Source organism: Pseudonocardia sp., from assembly GCF_025965585.1.
In the GTDB taxonomy this organism is placed as follows: domain Bacteria; phylum Actinomycetota; class Actinomycetes; order Mycobacteriales; family Pseudonocardiaceae; genus Pseudonocardia.
On record NZ_JAOPWR010000505.1, the window covers coordinates 1 to 14,150 of the forward strand.

The 14,150-nt window shown below is 72.4% G+C and carries 14 protein-coding genes and 2 pseudogenes; 10 read left to right on the top strand and 6 right to left on the bottom strand.

From position 1 onward, the window contains the following. The 6 genes and pseudogenes from JWR81_RS30725 to JWR81_RS30750 all read left to right on the top strand — a co-directional run. Positions 1-253, top strand: a pseudogene (locus JWR81_RS30725) (ferric reductase); the annotation flags it as partial. Continuing rightward, positions 250-1,545, top strand: coding sequence for an NADH-ubiquinone oxidoreductase-F iron-sulfur binding region domain-containing protein (locus tag JWR81_RS30730; RefSeq protein ID WP_297660935.1), 1,296 nt, complete (start codon positions 250-252; stop codon positions 1,543-1,545). The pseudogene JWR81_RS30725 and the gene JWR81_RS30730, both read left to right, overlap by 4 nt. Next, positions 1,542-1,739 (top strand): ferredoxin, encoded by a 198-nt coding sequence (locus JWR81_RS30735; protein ID WP_297660936.1) that lies wholly within the window; start codon positions 1,542-1,544, stop codon positions 1,737-1,739. Before JWR81_RS30730 ends, JWR81_RS30735 begins: the two co-directional genes overlap by 4 nt. Positions 1,740-1,792: 53 nt before the next feature. Next, entirely contained in the window at positions 1,793-2,242 is a 450-nt protein-coding gene (locus JWR81_RS30740) for a MarR family winged helix-turn-helix transcriptional regulator (RefSeq protein WP_297660938.1), read from the top strand. Further along, a complete protein-coding gene (locus JWR81_RS30745; protein WP_297660940.1) occupies positions 2,239-3,045 on the top strand; it encodes an ABC transporter ATP-binding protein in 807 nt (268 codons plus the stop codon). Before JWR81_RS30740 ends, JWR81_RS30745 begins: the two co-directional genes overlap by 4 nt. Continuing rightward, on the top strand, positions 3,005-3,835 hold the full coding sequence (locus JWR81_RS30750; protein ID WP_297660942.1) for an ABC transporter permease: 831 nt from the start codon (positions 3,005-3,007) through the stop codon (positions 3,833-3,835). The genes JWR81_RS30745 and JWR81_RS30750 overlap by 41 nt, the downstream gene beginning before the upstream one ends. Positions 3,836-3,923: 88 nt before the next feature. On the opposite strand, the gene JWR81_RS30755 is transcribed toward JWR81_RS30750, so the two are convergent. Beyond that, on the bottom strand, positions 3,924-4,727 hold the full coding sequence (locus tag JWR81_RS30755; RefSeq protein WP_297660944.1) for an HAD family hydrolase: 804 nt from the start codon (positions 4,725-4,727) through the stop codon (positions 3,924-3,926). Next, positions 4,721-5,731: a phosphotransferase gene (locus tag JWR81_RS30760; protein WP_297660946.1), complete on the bottom strand. Its 1,011-nt coding sequence runs from the start codon at positions 5,729-5,731 to the stop codon at positions 4,721-4,723. The genes JWR81_RS30755 and JWR81_RS30760 overlap by 7 nt, the downstream gene beginning before the upstream one ends. Before the next feature lie 181 nt (positions 5,732-5,912). Between JWR81_RS30760 and JWR81_RS30765 the strand changes: the two genes are divergently transcribed. Then, positions 5,913-7,286: a chloride channel protein gene (locus JWR81_RS30765; RefSeq protein ID WP_297660949.1), complete on the top strand. Its 1,374-nt coding sequence runs from the start codon at positions 5,913-5,915 to the stop codon at positions 7,284-7,286. Here JWR81_RS30765 and JWR81_RS30770 read toward each other — a convergent pair. Next, positions 7,253-7,777 carry an Lrp/AsnC ligand binding domain-containing protein gene (locus JWR81_RS30770; protein ID WP_297660952.1) on the bottom strand — a complete coding sequence of 175 codons (525 nt, stop codon included), beginning with the start codon at positions 7,775-7,777 and terminating at the stop codon, positions 7,253-7,255. The genes JWR81_RS30765 and JWR81_RS30770 overlap by 34 nt on opposite strands. 167 nt (positions 7,778-7,944) lie before the next feature. On the opposite strand from JWR81_RS30770, the gene hppD reads away from it, so the two are divergent. Further along, a complete protein-coding gene (gene hppD / locus JWR81_RS30775) occupies positions 7,945-9,114 on the top strand; it encodes a 4-hydroxyphenylpyruvate dioxygenase (RefSeq protein WP_297660967.1) in 1,170 nt (389 codons plus the stop codon). An 88-nt stretch (positions 9,115-9,202) separates the two neighbouring features. On the opposite strand, the gene mftD is transcribed toward hppD, so the two are convergent. Continuing rightward, positions 9,203-10,381, bottom strand: a complete 1,179-nt coding sequence (mftD, locus tag JWR81_RS30780; RefSeq protein ID WP_297660954.1) for a pre-mycofactocin synthase MftD — start codon at positions 10,379-10,381, stop codon at positions 9,203-9,205. 215 nt (positions 10,382-10,596) lie between these two features. Between mftD and JWR81_RS30785 the strand changes: the two genes are divergently transcribed. Both JWR81_RS30785 and JWR81_RS30790 read left to right on the top strand, forming a co-directional pair. Continuing rightward, a complete protein-coding gene (locus JWR81_RS30785; RefSeq protein WP_297660961.1) occupies positions 10,597-11,025 on the top strand; it encodes a hypothetical protein in 429 nt (142 codons plus the stop codon). A 50-nt stretch (positions 11,026-11,075) separates the two neighbouring features. Further along, positions 11,076-12,398 carry an AarF/UbiB family protein gene (locus JWR81_RS30790; RefSeq protein WP_297660963.1) on the top strand — a complete coding sequence of 441 codons (1,323 nt, stop codon included), beginning with the start codon at positions 11,076-11,078 and terminating at the stop codon, positions 12,396-12,398. Positions 12,399-12,464: 66 nt separating this feature from the next. Here the strand turns inward: JWR81_RS30790 and JWR81_RS30795 are convergent, their stop codons facing one another. Together JWR81_RS30795 and JWR81_RS30800 are read right to left on the bottom strand one after the other, a co-directional pair. Continuing rightward, complete coding sequence (locus tag JWR81_RS30795; protein WP_297660965.1) at positions 12,465-13,619, bottom strand: multicopper oxidase domain-containing protein; 1,155 nt, start codon at positions 13,617-13,619, stop codon at positions 12,465-12,467. Positions 13,620-14,042: 423 nt separating this feature from the next. After that, positions 14,043-14,150: pseudogene (locus JWR81_RS30800) on the bottom strand (IS5/IS1182 family transposase); the annotation flags it as partial.

Consider the following 14,150-nt stretch of genomic DNA (forward strand, 5'->3'; position numbering starts at 1 on the left):
GATCCTCACCAGCCTCCTGCGCACCCACATCCCGCTGCGCGTCTGGCGGGGCGTGCACCTCGCGAGCTACGCGCTGTGGCCCGTCGCCGTCGTCCACGGGCTGGGCATCGGCGGCAGCGACAGCACGTTGCCGTGGGTACTCGCCGTCGACGCCCTCTGCGTCCTGGCCGTGGTCGTGGCGGTCGTGCGGCGGTTGCGCGCGAGCCACCCCGACGCCGACGCCCGCCGGGCCGCCGAGGCGGTGCACCGATGAGCGCACACGACGAGGGCCGCACATGGCTCCCGCCCACCGACCACCCCCGTCTGCTCGCCGCGTGGGCCGAGACGGGTGCGGCGACCGGGTTCGCCGCACACCGGCTCCGGTACGGCCCGCTGCCGCAGGTGGAGGGCGCCGAGCTGATCGACCTGGTCGCCCGGTCGGGGCTGCGCGGCCGCGGTGGCGCAGGATTCCCGACCGCCCGCAAGCTGCGGGCCGTGGCCGACGGCCGCGGGCGCCGCACAGTGGTCGCCAACGGCTGCGAGGGCGACCCGGCCGGCGCCAAGGACGGTGTCCTACTGGAGCTGGCCCCGCATCTCGTGCTCGACGGCATCGTGCTCGCGGCCCGCGCCGTCGGGGCCGCGGAGGCGTTCCTGTGCGTGCACGCAGGGAGCAGGCTCGTGCACACGCTGTCCGCCGTCCTCGCCGGGCGCCGCTCCGACGGGGTCGAGGTCGAGCTGGCGGAGATCCCGAGGCGCTTCGTCGCCAGTGAGGAGACCGCGCTGGTCAACGCCCTGACGACCGGCGACGCCCGGCCGACGGTGAGCCCGCCGCGTCCGGCCCGGCGCGGGGTCCGCGGGCGGCCGACGCTCGTGGACAACGTCGAGACCCTCGCCCACATCGCCCTGATCGCCCGCCACGGCGACCGCTGGTTCCGCGAGGCCGGCACCCGCGACTCGCCGGGCACGACGCTCGTCACCGTCGGCGGCGCGGTCGCGCTGCCCGGCGTCTACGAGATCGACCTCGGGATGCCGGTCGCCGACGTCCTCGCGCTCGCGGGCGGCGCGACCGAGCCCCTGAGCGCCATCCAGATCGGAGGGCTGGGCGGCAGCTGGTTGCCGTTGCCGTACGCCTGCCGGATGCCGCTCACCCACGAGGACGCGCGCGCGGCCGGCGCGGCGTTGGGTGTGGCCGCGATCGTCGCGTTCCCGCAGCGGGCGTGCGGCGTCGCCGAGACGGCACGCGTGCTCCGCTACCTGGCCGACGAGTCGGCAGGGCAGTGCGGGCCCTGCATGTTCGGGCTCCCCGCGGTGGCCGACGACATGGCGGTGCTGGCCGGAGCGGCCGACCGGTCGGGCGCGGTCCTGCACCGGCTGCACACGCGGCTCGACGTGATCCCCGGCCGCGGCGCCTGCGCCCATCCTGACGGTGCGGTGCGGTTCGCGGCCGGGGCGCTGCGCGTCTTCGCCGCCGACGTCGCGCGGCACGCCCATGGCGTGCCCTGCGCCTGGGCGGCGTCGCCGTCCTGGCTGCCGGTGCCCGGCAACCGCCGAGAAGGGGCCCGGTGAGCCGGCTGACGGTCGACCCGATCATGTGCCACGCCCACGGGCTCTGCGCGGAGCTGCTGCCGGAGCTCGTGCGGCTCGACGAGTGGGGCTACCCGATCGTCGATGACCCCGCGGTGCCATCCGCGCTGCGGGCCGAGGCGCGGGCCGCGGCGGCCGCGTGCCCGACCCTCGCGCTGAAGCTGGTGCGGCGCTGAGGAACACCCCCGACGTCGTGCATTACATCTGAGTCAGAGCTATTGTCATCGCTATGCACGCGACCACCGCCGACGACCTGATGCTGCTCGTCATGGGCGTGCGCCGGGTGGTGCGCAGGCGGCTGCGGGCCGAGATCGACGGGCCGGTCCTGCGCGGCGCCCAGGTGGAGCTCATGCGCCTGGTGGAGGCCGAGCCCGGCATCGGGGTCGCCGCCGCGGCGCGCGCGTTGCACCTCGCGGGCAACACCGTGAGCACTCTGGTCAACCAGCTGGTCGACGCCGGGATGCTGGTCCGCGGGGTCGACCCGGACGACCGGCGCGCCGCCCGCCTGCTGCTCACCGACGCCGCGGGAGCGCGGCTGGCGCGGTGGCGGGAAGCCCGCAGCCGCCTCGTGGGCGACGCGCTGGACCGGCTGCCGGCCCACGACGTCGCAGCGCTGGGGGAGGCGTTGCCCGCGTTGCGGAGCCTGATCGCGGAGATGGAGAGGGAGGAACCAGCATGACGCCACCCGCGGTGCGCTGCACGGGAGTGCGGCAGGTCTTCGGCGACACGGTAGCCGTCGACGGCATTGATCTCGAGGTCGAGCCCGGCGAGGTGTTCGGCCTGCTCGGCCCGAACGGTGCGGGCAAGACCACGACCATCCGGATGATCACCACGCTGCTCCCGGCGCCCCCCGGGGCGATCGAGGTGCTCGGCCTCGACGTCGCCACCCGCCGAACGTCCGTGCGGCGGTTGCTCGGCTACGTGCCCCAGCTGCTCTCCGCCGACGCCACGCTGACCGGCCGGGAGAACGTCGCGCTGTTCGCCCGGCTGTTCGACGTCCCGCGCCGGCAGCGAGCCGCGCAGGTGGACGCGGTGCTGACCGCCGTCGACCTCCTGGATGTGGCCGACCGGTTGGTCAAGACCTACTCGGGCGGCATGGTGCGGCGCCTGGAGCTGGCGCAGGCCCTGGTCAGTGCGCCGCGCGTGCTCGTACTCGACGAGCCGACGGTCGGGCTCGACCCGGTGGCCCGCGACGGCGTGTGGGATCGCATCCACGAGATCCGCGTGGCCACCGGCATGACGGTGCTGGTCACCACCCACGCCATGCAGGAGGCCGACGAGCACTGCGACCGTGTGGCGCTCATGCACCGTGGCCGGATCCAGGCGCTGGGCACCCCTGCGGAGCTGAAGAGTGCGATCGGCCCCGACGCCACGCTCGACGACGTCTTCCGCTACTACACCGGCAACACCCTCACCGAATCCGAGAAGGGAGCGATGCGCGATGTCCGTGCTGCCCGTCGCACCGCCGGCCGCCTCGGTTGACGCCGAGCCCGGCCCGTTCGGCCTCGTCCGCATCACGATCTCCCGGATCGCCACGATGTGCCTCGTGGAGCTGCAGAAGCTGCGCCACGACCGCTCCGAGCTGGTCACCCGGGCCGTGCAGCCCGCGCTGTGGCTACTGGTGTTCGGCAACGTCTTCACGCGCCTGCACGCCATCCCGACCGGGAACGTGCCCTACCTCGACTACCTCGCGCCGGGCATCCTCGCCCAGTCGGCGCTGTTCATCGCGATCTTCTACGGCATCCAGATCATCTGGGAGCGCGACGCCGGCGTGCTGGCGAAGCTGCTCGTCACCCCGACGCCGCGCTCGGCGCTGGTAGCGGCCAAGGCGTTCGCGGCCGGGATCCGGGCCGTGGCGCAGGCGGTGGTCGTGCTGATCCTGGCGCTGGTGCTGGGCGTGCACCTGAGCGCCAACCCGCTGCACTGGCTCGGCGTGATCGTGGTGCTGATGCTGGGCTCGGCGTTCTTCTGCTGCCTGTCGATCACCATCGCCGGCGTGGTGCTGTCCCGGGACCGCCTGATGGGCATCGGGCAGGCCATCACGATGCCGCTGTTCTTCGCGTCCAACGCCCTGTACCCGGTGGAGCTGATGCCCGGCTGGTTGCAGGTGATCAACCACGTCAACCCGCTGAGCTACGAGGTGGATGCGCTGCGCGGGTTGCTCATCGCCACGCCGGCCCGGCTGGCGCTGGACTTCGGCGTGCTCGTCGGCGCGGCGGCGGTCATGATCGCGGTGGCGTCGGCGCTCCTGCCCCGGCTGGTGCGCGGCTGAGCGGAGGCGAGGTCCGCTGGCGGTGGTGGGCACGCTCGTGAAGGGCGAGTTCACGAAGCAGTACGGCTGCCGGCCCCGCTGTGGGCCGTCACGCGTCCGGCCGTGCGGCGCTACTTCGCCCGTCCGGCCCAGGCTGGTCCTCGGCCGGGAGCGGCGGGAGGCCCAGCAGGGCCAGCAGCTCCCGGTAGTCGGTGATCGTGTGGTCCGCGGCGCAGCCGAGATGCTCCTTGGTGCCCTGCGGCGAGTCGAACATGACGGTCCGCATGCCGGCCTCCCGGGCGCCCCAGATGTCGCGGTGCATGTCGTTGCCCACGAAGAGCGTGCCGGCGGCGTCCACCCCGAGCCCGTCCAGCGCCAGGTCGAACAGGCGCTTGTCGGGCTTGCGGTAGCCGTGGTCGCCGGAGACGACGATCGGGTCGAAGTACTCCAGCAGCCCCACCTGGTGCAGCTCGCCGCGGGCGTACGCGCTCTGGGCGTCGGTGACCAGGGCCAGCGGGAAGTGCCGGCGCAGCACGTCGAGCACGGCCCGGACGTACGGGTAGAGCCGCAGCCGGCGCCGCGAGACCCCGCGGTACAGCTCGGCGAGGAACAGCGGGATCTGCTCGCGCCTGGCAGCGGGCAGCGCGCGGGTGAAGTCGGTGGCGTGCTCGTCGACGATCGTGCGCCAGACCGCGACGGCGTCGAACTCCGGGTACTCCTCGGGACTGTGGCGCTGCTGCTCCTTGAGGGTGCGCACGTAGAGCTCGCGGACCTCCTGGCGGCGCAGGTCGATGCCCTGGTAGGTCAGGTAGTGGCCCGCGGCGCGGAAGATCTCCTCCAACCCCTCGTCGGTCTCGATCTCCACGAGAGTGCCGTTCACGTCGAACGCGATGGCCCGGATGTCCGTCAGCACGCCTGCAGCAGCTCCTTCGCCTGGCCGACCAGGGACACCCGGTAATGGTCGGACACGTAGTCGTTGCGCGCGATCCGGAGCAGGTTCACCGCCATGTAGTACGGGTTGCGCGCGGTGACCGAGGCGAACGCGGCGTCGCGGTCGGGGAAGTGGCAGCAGTACTCCCAGAGGAAATGGCCGATGAACGGCTCGGCGCGGTGGCGGTCGCCGGTGGCGGACATGAATGCGTGCTGCAGCTCTCCGGTGACGCGCCCGACGTCGAACATGCGGTCGCCGCGCTTCATCCGCTCCAGGTCGATCGCCGCGACGTCCAGGCCCTCGCCGAAGAGGAAGTTGGCGGGCGTTGCGTCGCCGTGCAGCCACACCTGCTGGTCCTCCCACATCCGCGGGCGCTCGCGCCAGCGGTCGCGCAGCCAGCCGATCTCCTCGACGTCCCAGCGGCCGATCCGGTGGTCGTGCTCCAGCGTGGCCAGCACCCGGTCGAGGTAGTGGCAGTCGATGCCGAAGTCGACGCCGTCACCGTTCGCGGTGCGGTTGTGCTGCGTGGCCAGGTAGTAGGCCAGCGCGGTCAGCCGCCGGAACAGGTGGCCGCGGTCGCCGTGGTGGATCGCACGGCCGATCGCGTCGCTGAACAGCTCGCCCGCGTAGTACTCCAGGGCGAGCACGCAGTTGATGTCGCGGTCGAACCCGAGCGGCCTGATGACGTGATGCGGCGAGCCGACGAGGTCGTAGCCGCGCAGCGTGCGCAGGCCCTCGTACTCGCGGTGCGCGGTCCAGACCGCCCTGTCGCGGTCCCAGCCGAAGCGGGGCCCGAAGAACTTGCAGATCACCCGCGCCTCGGTGGTGCGCTCCTCGTAGGCGTAGACCTCGTTGCTGCCCGAGAGCCGGAAGACGCGGAACACCGGGTCGGGCTGCCGCACGCCCATCCGGTCGGAGATCATCCGGCTCAGGAAGTCCTGCAGGGGATCGGTGCGGGCCAGGTGCCCGGTGTAGCGACCATGCACGGAGGTTCCCCACTCGGGATGCGCCGGGACCGCCGCGGCGCCGGTCGCGCAGGGGCATTCAAGTGGACGTGAGGTGTGGACCGAATGGCGTCCCGGCTAACAGCTGGTAAACGGGCTCCCGCAGGCAGCCGCCGCGTCGGTGGTGTCGTCCGCCCCGCTCGAAGCTGCCTACGCTGTCGGCATGCCCGATCCCGTGGAACGTCCGTCGGAACGGATCCGGGTGCCCGCGCCGCTGCTCGGCCGCCGGATCGCCACCGGTCGCGGTGCCACCGAGCAGCCCAACGCCGGCGGCGACGGCGAGGCCGCGCTCACTCCGCGGTTCTGGGCGGCGGTGCTGCTCACCGGTGTCGTCGCGGGGCTGTTCGGGGCGGCGATGATGGCGCTGCTGACCACCGTCGAGCACATCGGGTTCGGTTACGACAGCGGCAGCTTCCAGTCCGGGGTCGAGCAGGCGTCCGGGGTGCGGCGGGCGGTCGCGCTCCTCGTCGCGGGCGTGATCGGCGGCGTGGGCTGGTACCTGCTGCGCCGCTTCACGAAGGGCCAGCGGGCGGAGGCCGACGAGGCGGCATGGAGCGGGGCGGCGCTGTCGTGGCCACGGAGCCTCGGCACGTCGGTGCTGTCGGAGATCGTGATCGGGCTGGGCGCTTCGCTCGGCCGGGAGGCGGCGCCGAAGCTGATGGGCGCCGTGTCCGGGAGCCTGCTGGCCCGCTGGACCGGTCTCGACGCGGGCCAGCGCCGGCTGCTGGTGGCGTGCGGGGCGGGCGCCGGCCTGGCCGCGGTCTACGACGTGCCGCTGGCCGGGGCGCTGTTCACCGCGGAGATCCTCGTCGGGGTGATCACGCTGCCCGTCGCGCTGCCGGCGCTGGTGTGCTCGGGCGTCGCGACCGTGACGGCGTGGGTGTACCTGCCTGCGCAGGCCACCTACCTCGGCGTCCCGGACTACCCGCTCACGCCGTCGGCCCTGGTGTGGGCGGTGCTGGCCGGGCCGGTGATCGGCCTGGTCGCGGTGGCGTTCATCCGGCTCGTCGCGTTCGTCTCGCACCACCGCGCGAGCGGCCGGCCGGTGCTCGTCGCGCCGCTCGTGGCGTTCGGGGTGCTGGCGGGCATCGGGCAGGTCTACCCGCAGCTGTTCGGCAACGGGAAGGGCATCGTGCTCGACGCCTTCCTCGGCCAGGGCAGCCTGCTGCTGCTCCTGGTGCTGTTCGTGCTCAAGCCGCTGGTCACGGTCCTGTGCCTGGGCAGCGGTGCAACCGGTGGCCTGCTCACGCCGACCCTGAGCACCGGCGCGGCGCTGGGCGGGTTCCTCGGCCTGGCCTGGTCGCTGCTGTGGCCGGGCACCCCGGTCGGGGTCTATGCGCTGATCGGCGCGGCCGCGATGCTGGGCGCGGGCATGCAGGCCCCGCTCACCGCACTGGTGCTGGTCCTGGAGCTGACCGACACCGGCTTCGCGCTGATGGTGCCGCTCGTGATCGCGACGGCCCTGGCCACCGTCGTCGCGCGGCGGGTGGACGGGTACTCGATCTACTCCGGACGGCTCGCGGCGCTCTCGCGGTAGGCCGGCGCCCGTCGCGGCGCGTCACGGGGATGGCGCCGCAGCAGGGGCAGGGTGCGGGGCGCGACCACCACCGACAGCACGACGACGCTCGTGGAGCGGCTCACCAGCGGCAGCCGGTTGAGCTCCAGCAGGGTCTGCTGGAGGTCCTCGTGCGACGACGCGGCGAGCCGGCACAGCACGTCGGCCGAGCCGGTGGTGGCGTAGGCCTCGAGCACGGCGGGCAGGGCCGAGAGCTCGGTCCTGAGGTCGTCCAGCTCGCCCTGCGCGATCTCCAGCGTGACGAACGCCTGCACCCCGAAGCCGGCGGCGGCGAGGTCGACGTCGGGGCCGTAGCCCGTGATGACGCCGGTGCGCTCCAGCCGGTCGAGCCGCGCCTGCACGGTGCCGCGCGCCACCTCCAGCTGCCGCGACAGCTCCAGCACGCCCGCGCGCGGGGTGTCGTGCAGGGCGCGGAGGAGGTCGACGTCGAGCGCGTCGAGGGTCTCGAACATGGGCAGACTGTATAGCTGGAATCCGCTTCGGCTGGACGGAATGGGCGGCCCTACCAGCAGATCCACCGTTGCTTGCGCACCTTCTGGGGTCGGAGCTCTCATGGTTCCCACCGACCACGCGAGGAAGGCCTGCCGTGACCATCGACCAGACCCTGACGAGCGACGAGATGCTCGCCGACCTGGACCTCGACCAGCTCCGCCGGCTCGTCGGGCTGGTGGAGCACGACCTTGCCGCCGACCCGTTCCCCGTCACCGGCTGGGACGCGGTGGTGTGGGCGGTCGGCAACGCCACGCAGGCGGCGCTGTTCCACCAGGCGGTCTACGGCATGGAGCTGGTCGCGTACTGCGGCCCCGAGACCGGCAACCGCGACCACCAGGCCTACGTGCTGCGCTCCGGCGCGGTGCGGTTCGTGCTGAAGGGCGGCGTCGACCCGGCGAGCACGGTGCTGGACCACCACCGCCGTCACGGCGACGGGATCGTCGACATCGCGCTCGAGGTACCCGATGTGGACCGCTGCATCGACCACGCCCGCCGCGAGGGCGCGACGATCCTGGAGGAGCCGCACGACGTCTCCGACGAGCACGGCACCGTGCGTCTCGCGGCCGTCGCGACCTACGGGGAGACCCGGCACACACTGGTGGACCGCTCCCGCTACACCGGCGTCTACCTGCCCGGCTACGTCGAGCGCCGCTCGGCCCGCGACTCGACGGGGGAGCCGCGGCGGATCTTCCAGGCGCTCGACCACGTCGTCGGCAACGTCGAGCTCGGGCGCATGGACCAGTGGGTCGACTTCTACAACCGGATCATGGGATTCACGAACATGGCCGAGTTCGTGGGCGAGGACATCGCCACCGAGTACTCGGCGCTGATGAGCAAGGTGGTGGCCAGCGGCAACCACCGCGTGAAGTTCCCGCTCAACGAGCCCGCGGTGGGCAAGAAGCGCTCGCAGATCGACGAGTACCTCGACTACTACGGCGGCCCCGGCGCCCAGCACCTCGCGCTGGCGACGAACGACATCCTCGCCGCGGTCGACGTGTTGCGCTCTCGAGGCGTCGAGTTCCTCGCCACCCCCGACTCCTACTACTCCGACCCGGTGCTGCGCGCCCGGATCGGGGAGGTCCGGGTGCCGATCGAGGAGCTGCAGTCCCGCGGCATCCTCGTGGACCGCGACGAGGACGGGTACCTGCTGCAGATCTTCACCAAGCCCGTCGGCGACCGGCCCACGGTGTTCTTCGAGCTCATCGAGCGGCACGGCTCACTGGGCTTCGGCGCCGGCAACTTCAAGGCGCTGTTCGAGGCGATCGAGCGCGAGCAGGCCCGGCGCGGCAACTTCTGACGGGTCGGGCCGCTGCCAGGTCAGGGCGCGGCGTAGACCTCGAGCCGGCCCGTCGGAGCTGACACCCCGGGCTGTCCGGGGTAGCGGCTCAGCCCTTCGCGCCCAGCACCCGCCCGAAGCCCTCCGGCACGATGACGTCGTCGGCGGTCAGGTCGTGCACGGACTGGTGGCCGAGCCCCAGCACCGCGGAGTCGATGCCGCCGCGCAGGATGTCGAGCACGTTCTCCACACCGGCCTGGCCGTTGGCGGCGAGGCCCCACAGGTACGCGCGGCCGATCAGCACGGCCTTCGCCCCGAGCGCCAGCGCCTTGACCACGTCGCCACCGCGGCGGATGCCGCCGTCGAGGAGCACCTCGATCTCGCTGCCGACCGCCTTCGCGATCGCGGGCAGCGCCCGGATCGAGGCGGGGGTGCCGTCGAGGTTGTTGCCGCCGTGGTTGGACACCGACACCGCGCTGACGCCGGCGTCCACCGCGCGCTTCGCGTCGTCGACGCGCATCACTCCCTTGAGCATGAACGGCCCGCCCCACTGCTCGCGAAGCCAGGCGACGTCCTCCCAGGTGGGCAGCGGGGTGCCCATCCACTCGCCGTAGGCGCCGAAGAACGTGGGTGCGGTGCCTCCGGGAGGAGTGAGGTTGGGGGTGGTGAGGTCGGGGATCCTGCCGGTCTTCGCGAAGTCGAGCAGCCAGCGCGGGCGAAGGGCGACCTCGGGGCCGAACTTCAGCGCCGCCTTGAGGTCGACCTTCTCGGGGATGGCGGGGCTGCCCCAGTCGCGGCCGTTGGAGAACGACCAGTCCAGTGTCATGATCAGCCCGACGGCCCCGGCCGCGCGGGCGCGCTCCATGCGCTGCACGAGCACGTCGCGCGAGCCGACCCAGTACATCTGGAAGAACGTCTGCGGGTTGGCGGCCGCGACCTCCTCGATCGACTTGCTCGCGAAGGAGCTCAGCCCCATCGGGATGCCACGCGCGGCGGCGGCGCGGGCCACGGCGACCTCCCCGTCGGGGTGCACGGCCTGCACGCCGGTGGGGGAGATCAGCACGGGCATCGAGGCAGGCTGGCCGAGCACGGTGGTGCCCAGCGCGCGCTTGCCCGACAGGCCGGCGACGTGCGGGGCGAAGCCGAGCTCGCTGAACGCCGCGGTGTTGTCGTCGGTGGTGAGGCCGCGTTCGGAGCCGGCCACGAGCGCCATGTAGACGGATTTCGGCAGGCGCTTCTTCGCCCGGCGCTGGGCCTCGGCGACCGTCTCGAACCATCCACTGGCCACGGTGTTCCTCCTTCGGCTGGCGGGCACCGACACCTTAGGGGCGACCGCGCCGCCATTATGGCATCGAGTGCCATATTGACGGGAGGGTGCGCCGGAGATCCTGTCCGAAAGTGGGGGTGCCTGCCACCTGGTTGAACCGGTCGACGCCCGCGTCCGTGTAGGAGGTGTCGGCCCGCACGTCGCAGCGGGTCGCGCACCGGGAGGCGGGCGCGGAGATGACCAGGCATTCTCAGGTGGACGGAACGATCGCGGGGCGCGAAGCGCAGCGTCTGCGGGTCTGGCAGGCGCTCAGCGCGGCGGCGCTCCTCGTGATGGGCGGGATCCACGTCTTCCTGGTCCTCCAGGGGTTCGGAGGCCTGCTCGGCACCCTCTTCGTGCTCAACGGGATCGGCGGGCTCGTCCTGGCGATCGCGATCGTGGCCGCGCCGCGACGGTTCCTCCCGGTGGTGAGCGTCCTCAGCCTGCTGTTCCTGGTGGGCACACTGCTCGGGCTCCTGATCGCCCTGACCCCGGCCGGACTGCTGGGGATCCATGAGCAGATCGACGGCCAGCTGGTCCCGACCACGCTCGTCGTGGAGTCGCTCGGCGCCCTCGTGCTCGTGGCGACCACGATCCTGGCCTTCCGCGGTCGGCGCTCCGGCTGAGCGCCGTGCCATGATCGGCCGGTCGTCGGTCTGCCGTCGGGGGTGGGGTCGTGGCCGGTCAGGTTCCGCGCAACGGGTTGTCGCGCTCGGCGCGGCTCGCGTCGTTGCCGCTGGGGTTCGCCGGGCGTGCACTGACGGGATGGGGCCGCACCCTCGCCGGTGCGGACGGCGACGAGGTGGCGGCGTCCGTCGCGGTGCGCAACGCCGAGCAGCTGTTCGCCGTGCTGGGCAGCCTCAAGGGCGGGGCGATGAAGCTCGGCCAGGCGCTGAGCGTCTACGACGCCATGGTGCCCGCCGAGCTGCTCGGGCCGTACCACGACGCACTGGCGAAGCTGCAGACCGCGGGGCCGCCGATGCCGGTCCGCGACGCCCATCGGATGCTCGCCGAGCAGCTCGGCCGGGGCTGGGTGGCCCGATTCCGCGAGCTCGACGACGAGCCCGTGGCGTCGGCGAGCATCGGGCAGGTGCACCGCGGGGTGTGGCGCGACGGCCGCGAGGTGGCCGTGAAGATCCAGTACCCGGGCGCCGACGTCGCGCTGGACGCCGACCTGCGCCAGCTCGCGCGGTTCTCCCGGCTGTTCGGGGCGGTGCTCCCGGGCCTCGACGCGCGGGCGCTCGTGGCCGAGCTGCACGAGCGGATGATGGAGGAGGTCGACTACCGGGCCGAGGCCGACCGGCAGCGCACGTTCGCGGCCGGGTACGCCGACGCCCCGGGGCTGCGGGTGCCGGCTGTGGTGGCGTCGGCACCGAAGGTGCTGGTCTCCGACTGGCTCGACGGCGTCCCCCTGCGCACGCTGTTGGACACCCCGGCCGACGCAGCCGAGCAGGCGGTGCGCGACCGGTACGCCCACACCATCGTGGAGACGATGTTCTCCTCACCGGCGCGGATCGGGCTGCTGCACGCCGATCCGCACCCGGGCAACTTCCTCGTGCTGGCCGACGGCCGGCTGGGGATGGTGGACTTCGGGGCCGTCGCGGCGCTGCACGGCGGGATCCCGCCGGTCCTCGTGGAGATCCTCAACCTGTGCGCCCGGGGCGACGGCGATGCCCTGCACACGCTGCTCGTGACGGAGGGTTTCCTCGCGGCCGACGCTCCGGACGCGGACGTCATGCGGTGGATCGGCGCGCTGGCCGACCCGTTGCGGCACGAGACGTTCCACTTCGACCGCGCGTGGATGGCGCGGCAGGGTGCGCGGGTGGTGGATCCGGGCAACCGGGCGTTCGCCCAGACGGGACGCGCGCTGAACCTGCCGCCCGACCACGTGCTGGTGGTCCGGGTGCTGTCGGGCTGGATGAACATACTGGCCCAGCTCGACTGCACCGTGGCCGCGCGCGGGATCGCCGCAGCCCACGTGCCCGGCTTCTCCGGCTGACGGCCGGAGCCCCGGCAGGGCGACGATGCGCGTCCTGCCGGGGCCCCCTGTTCGGGCCGCCGTCTTCTAGGACACGACCTGGTAGCGGATGAGCATGCCCGCCGCGATGTGGTCGTTGACGTGGCAGTGGAACAGCCACGTGCCGGAGTTGTCCGGCGTCATGTCGGCCGTGACCATTTGAGCTGGCAGCAGCGTCGTGACGTCGGTGCGCATGCCGTTCGCGACGACGGTGTTGCCGTGCCAGTGCGGTGTGTGCAGGTCGACCTCGGTGCCCATGCCCATCAGGTACCAGCGCACGTGCTGGCCCACCTTCACCGTCATGCCCGTGCCCGCAGTGGTGCCCAGCGGCTGGTTGCCGAACACGTAGCCGTTGATGCTGTGCATCAGGTTGGACTCCTGGAAGTCCGGGTCGTCCTTGGTCGGCGGGCTCGCCAGCCCCGCCATGTTCGCGTCCAGGTCCGGGCTGTTGTTCTCGTTGGACACCTGGAACACCGACACGAGCTCGCGGTCGACGTCGATCGGTGAGCCGTCGGGGCGGGCCATGCCCGGCCGCGTGACGACGACCGGGCCCATCAGGCCCGAGTAGGTGTCACCGATCTCGTCGGTGTGCGAGTGGTACATCCACATGACCGAGCTGGGGTCCATCGGGCCGGGGCCGGCGCGGTCGGGCACGGTGTAGTCGTAGGTGTAGACCGCTCCCGGCGGCACCGCGTCGTCGCCCTGCTGCCGCGGCGCCGTGCCGTCGCCGTAGGGCGCGCCCTCGGACGCCTTGTCGTACTTGAGGCCGTGCATGTGGATGCTGACGGGCCGGGTGAGGTTGTTCCTGAACACGATCCGGACCCGGTCGCCGACGACGGCGTGGATCACCGGTCCCAGGTCGCCGAGGTGCTCCCACGCGGCCGGGCGGGGCTTCAGCGCGGTGAACCGGGCGTCGGTGTACTCGCGGTACAGCGACTTGGTGTACCGGCTGCCGATCCGGTCGGGGCCGGCGACGGTGTATTTCGCGGACACGTCGTCCCACGGTTTCCCGGTGATATCGTCCTTGCCGTCCGGCGCGTAGTTCCATTTCGCCGAGTCGGCCGCGATGAAATAGGTCCGGGTCTGCGGCGGCGCGGCTGTGGTGACCGTTTCCGCCGTTCTGTCCGCATTGCGCACCACCGCGATCGTGGCCACGACCGGCACGATCGTCGCCACCGTGACCGCGGCGATGATCTTCATCATGCCTGACCACGACAGTCGTCGGTGCACGACGATTGGTACGTCCTCGTTCCGGCCCACAAGATCTTCCCCTCGATCTCATCTCCCCGAACCCGATCCCGCGGATCGGACATGAGCCGAAGAATGGGGCGACGATCCGAGGGCGGGTACCCCAGTCAATAGGGGGTCGCTCCCCTCATTTCTCGGGGGCGTATGAGCGTCGCCCGGACGGCGAAGGAACGACGGTCGGCGCATGTGCATTCATGGGAGGCGGCACGATCGGGTCGTGCCCCCCGTCCATCGCGGCGCTCGTGGTCGCCTTTCTCTACGCCGGGGCCGAGGGGCTCCTCTGCGCGATCCTGGAGGTTCAGCAGGGCCGCGTAGCTCGTGGGGTCGCTCTCCGAGCGCTGCCGCAACGCGAGCATGAACGCGTCGACACCGGCCTGGGATCACGAACGCCTTCCCACGGGCGACCTCGATCGCCTGCTCCGGCGTCGGGGCCATCGCCGCGAGAAGGGCGAGCGCCTCACGGGTGTAGCGGTACACCGTCGGGGT

Bases quoted from the DNA above. Each gene is read 5' to 3' on its own strand.
- JWR81_RS30750 (WP_297660942.1), top strand. From the start codon at position 3,005: ATGTCCGTGCTGCCCGTCGCACCGCCGGCCGCCTCGGTTGACGCCGAG.
- JWR81_RS30740 (WP_297660938.1), top strand. From the start codon at position 1,793: ATGCACGCGACCACCGCCGACGACCTGATGCTGCTCGTCATGGGCGTG.
- JWR81_RS30745 (WP_297660940.1), top strand. From the start codon at position 2,239: ATGACGCCACCCGCGGTGCGCTGCACGGGAGTGCGGCAGGTCTTCGGC.
- JWR81_RS30795 (WP_297660965.1), bottom strand. From the start codon at position 13,619: ATGATGAAGATCATCGCCGCGGTCACGGTGGCGACGATCGTGCCGGTC.
- JWR81_RS30785 (WP_297660961.1), top strand. From the start codon at position 10,597: ATGACCAGGCATTCTCAGGTGGACGGAACGATCGCGGGGCGCGAAGCG.
- JWR81_RS30730 (WP_297660935.1), top strand. From the start codon at position 250: ATGAGCGCACACGACGAGGGCCGCACATGGCTCCCGCCCACCGACCAC.
- JWR81_RS30770 (WP_297660952.1), bottom strand. From the start codon at position 7,777: ATGTTCGAGACCCTCGACGCGCTCGACGTCGACCTCCTCCGCGCCCTG.
- JWR81_RS30765 (WP_297660949.1), top strand. From the start codon at position 5,913: ATGCCCGATCCCGTGGAACGTCCGTCGGAACGGATCCGGGTGCCCGCG.
- hppD (WP_297660967.1), top strand. From the start codon at position 7,945: ATGCTCGCCGACCTGGACCTCGACCAGCTCCGCCGGCTCGTCGGGCTG.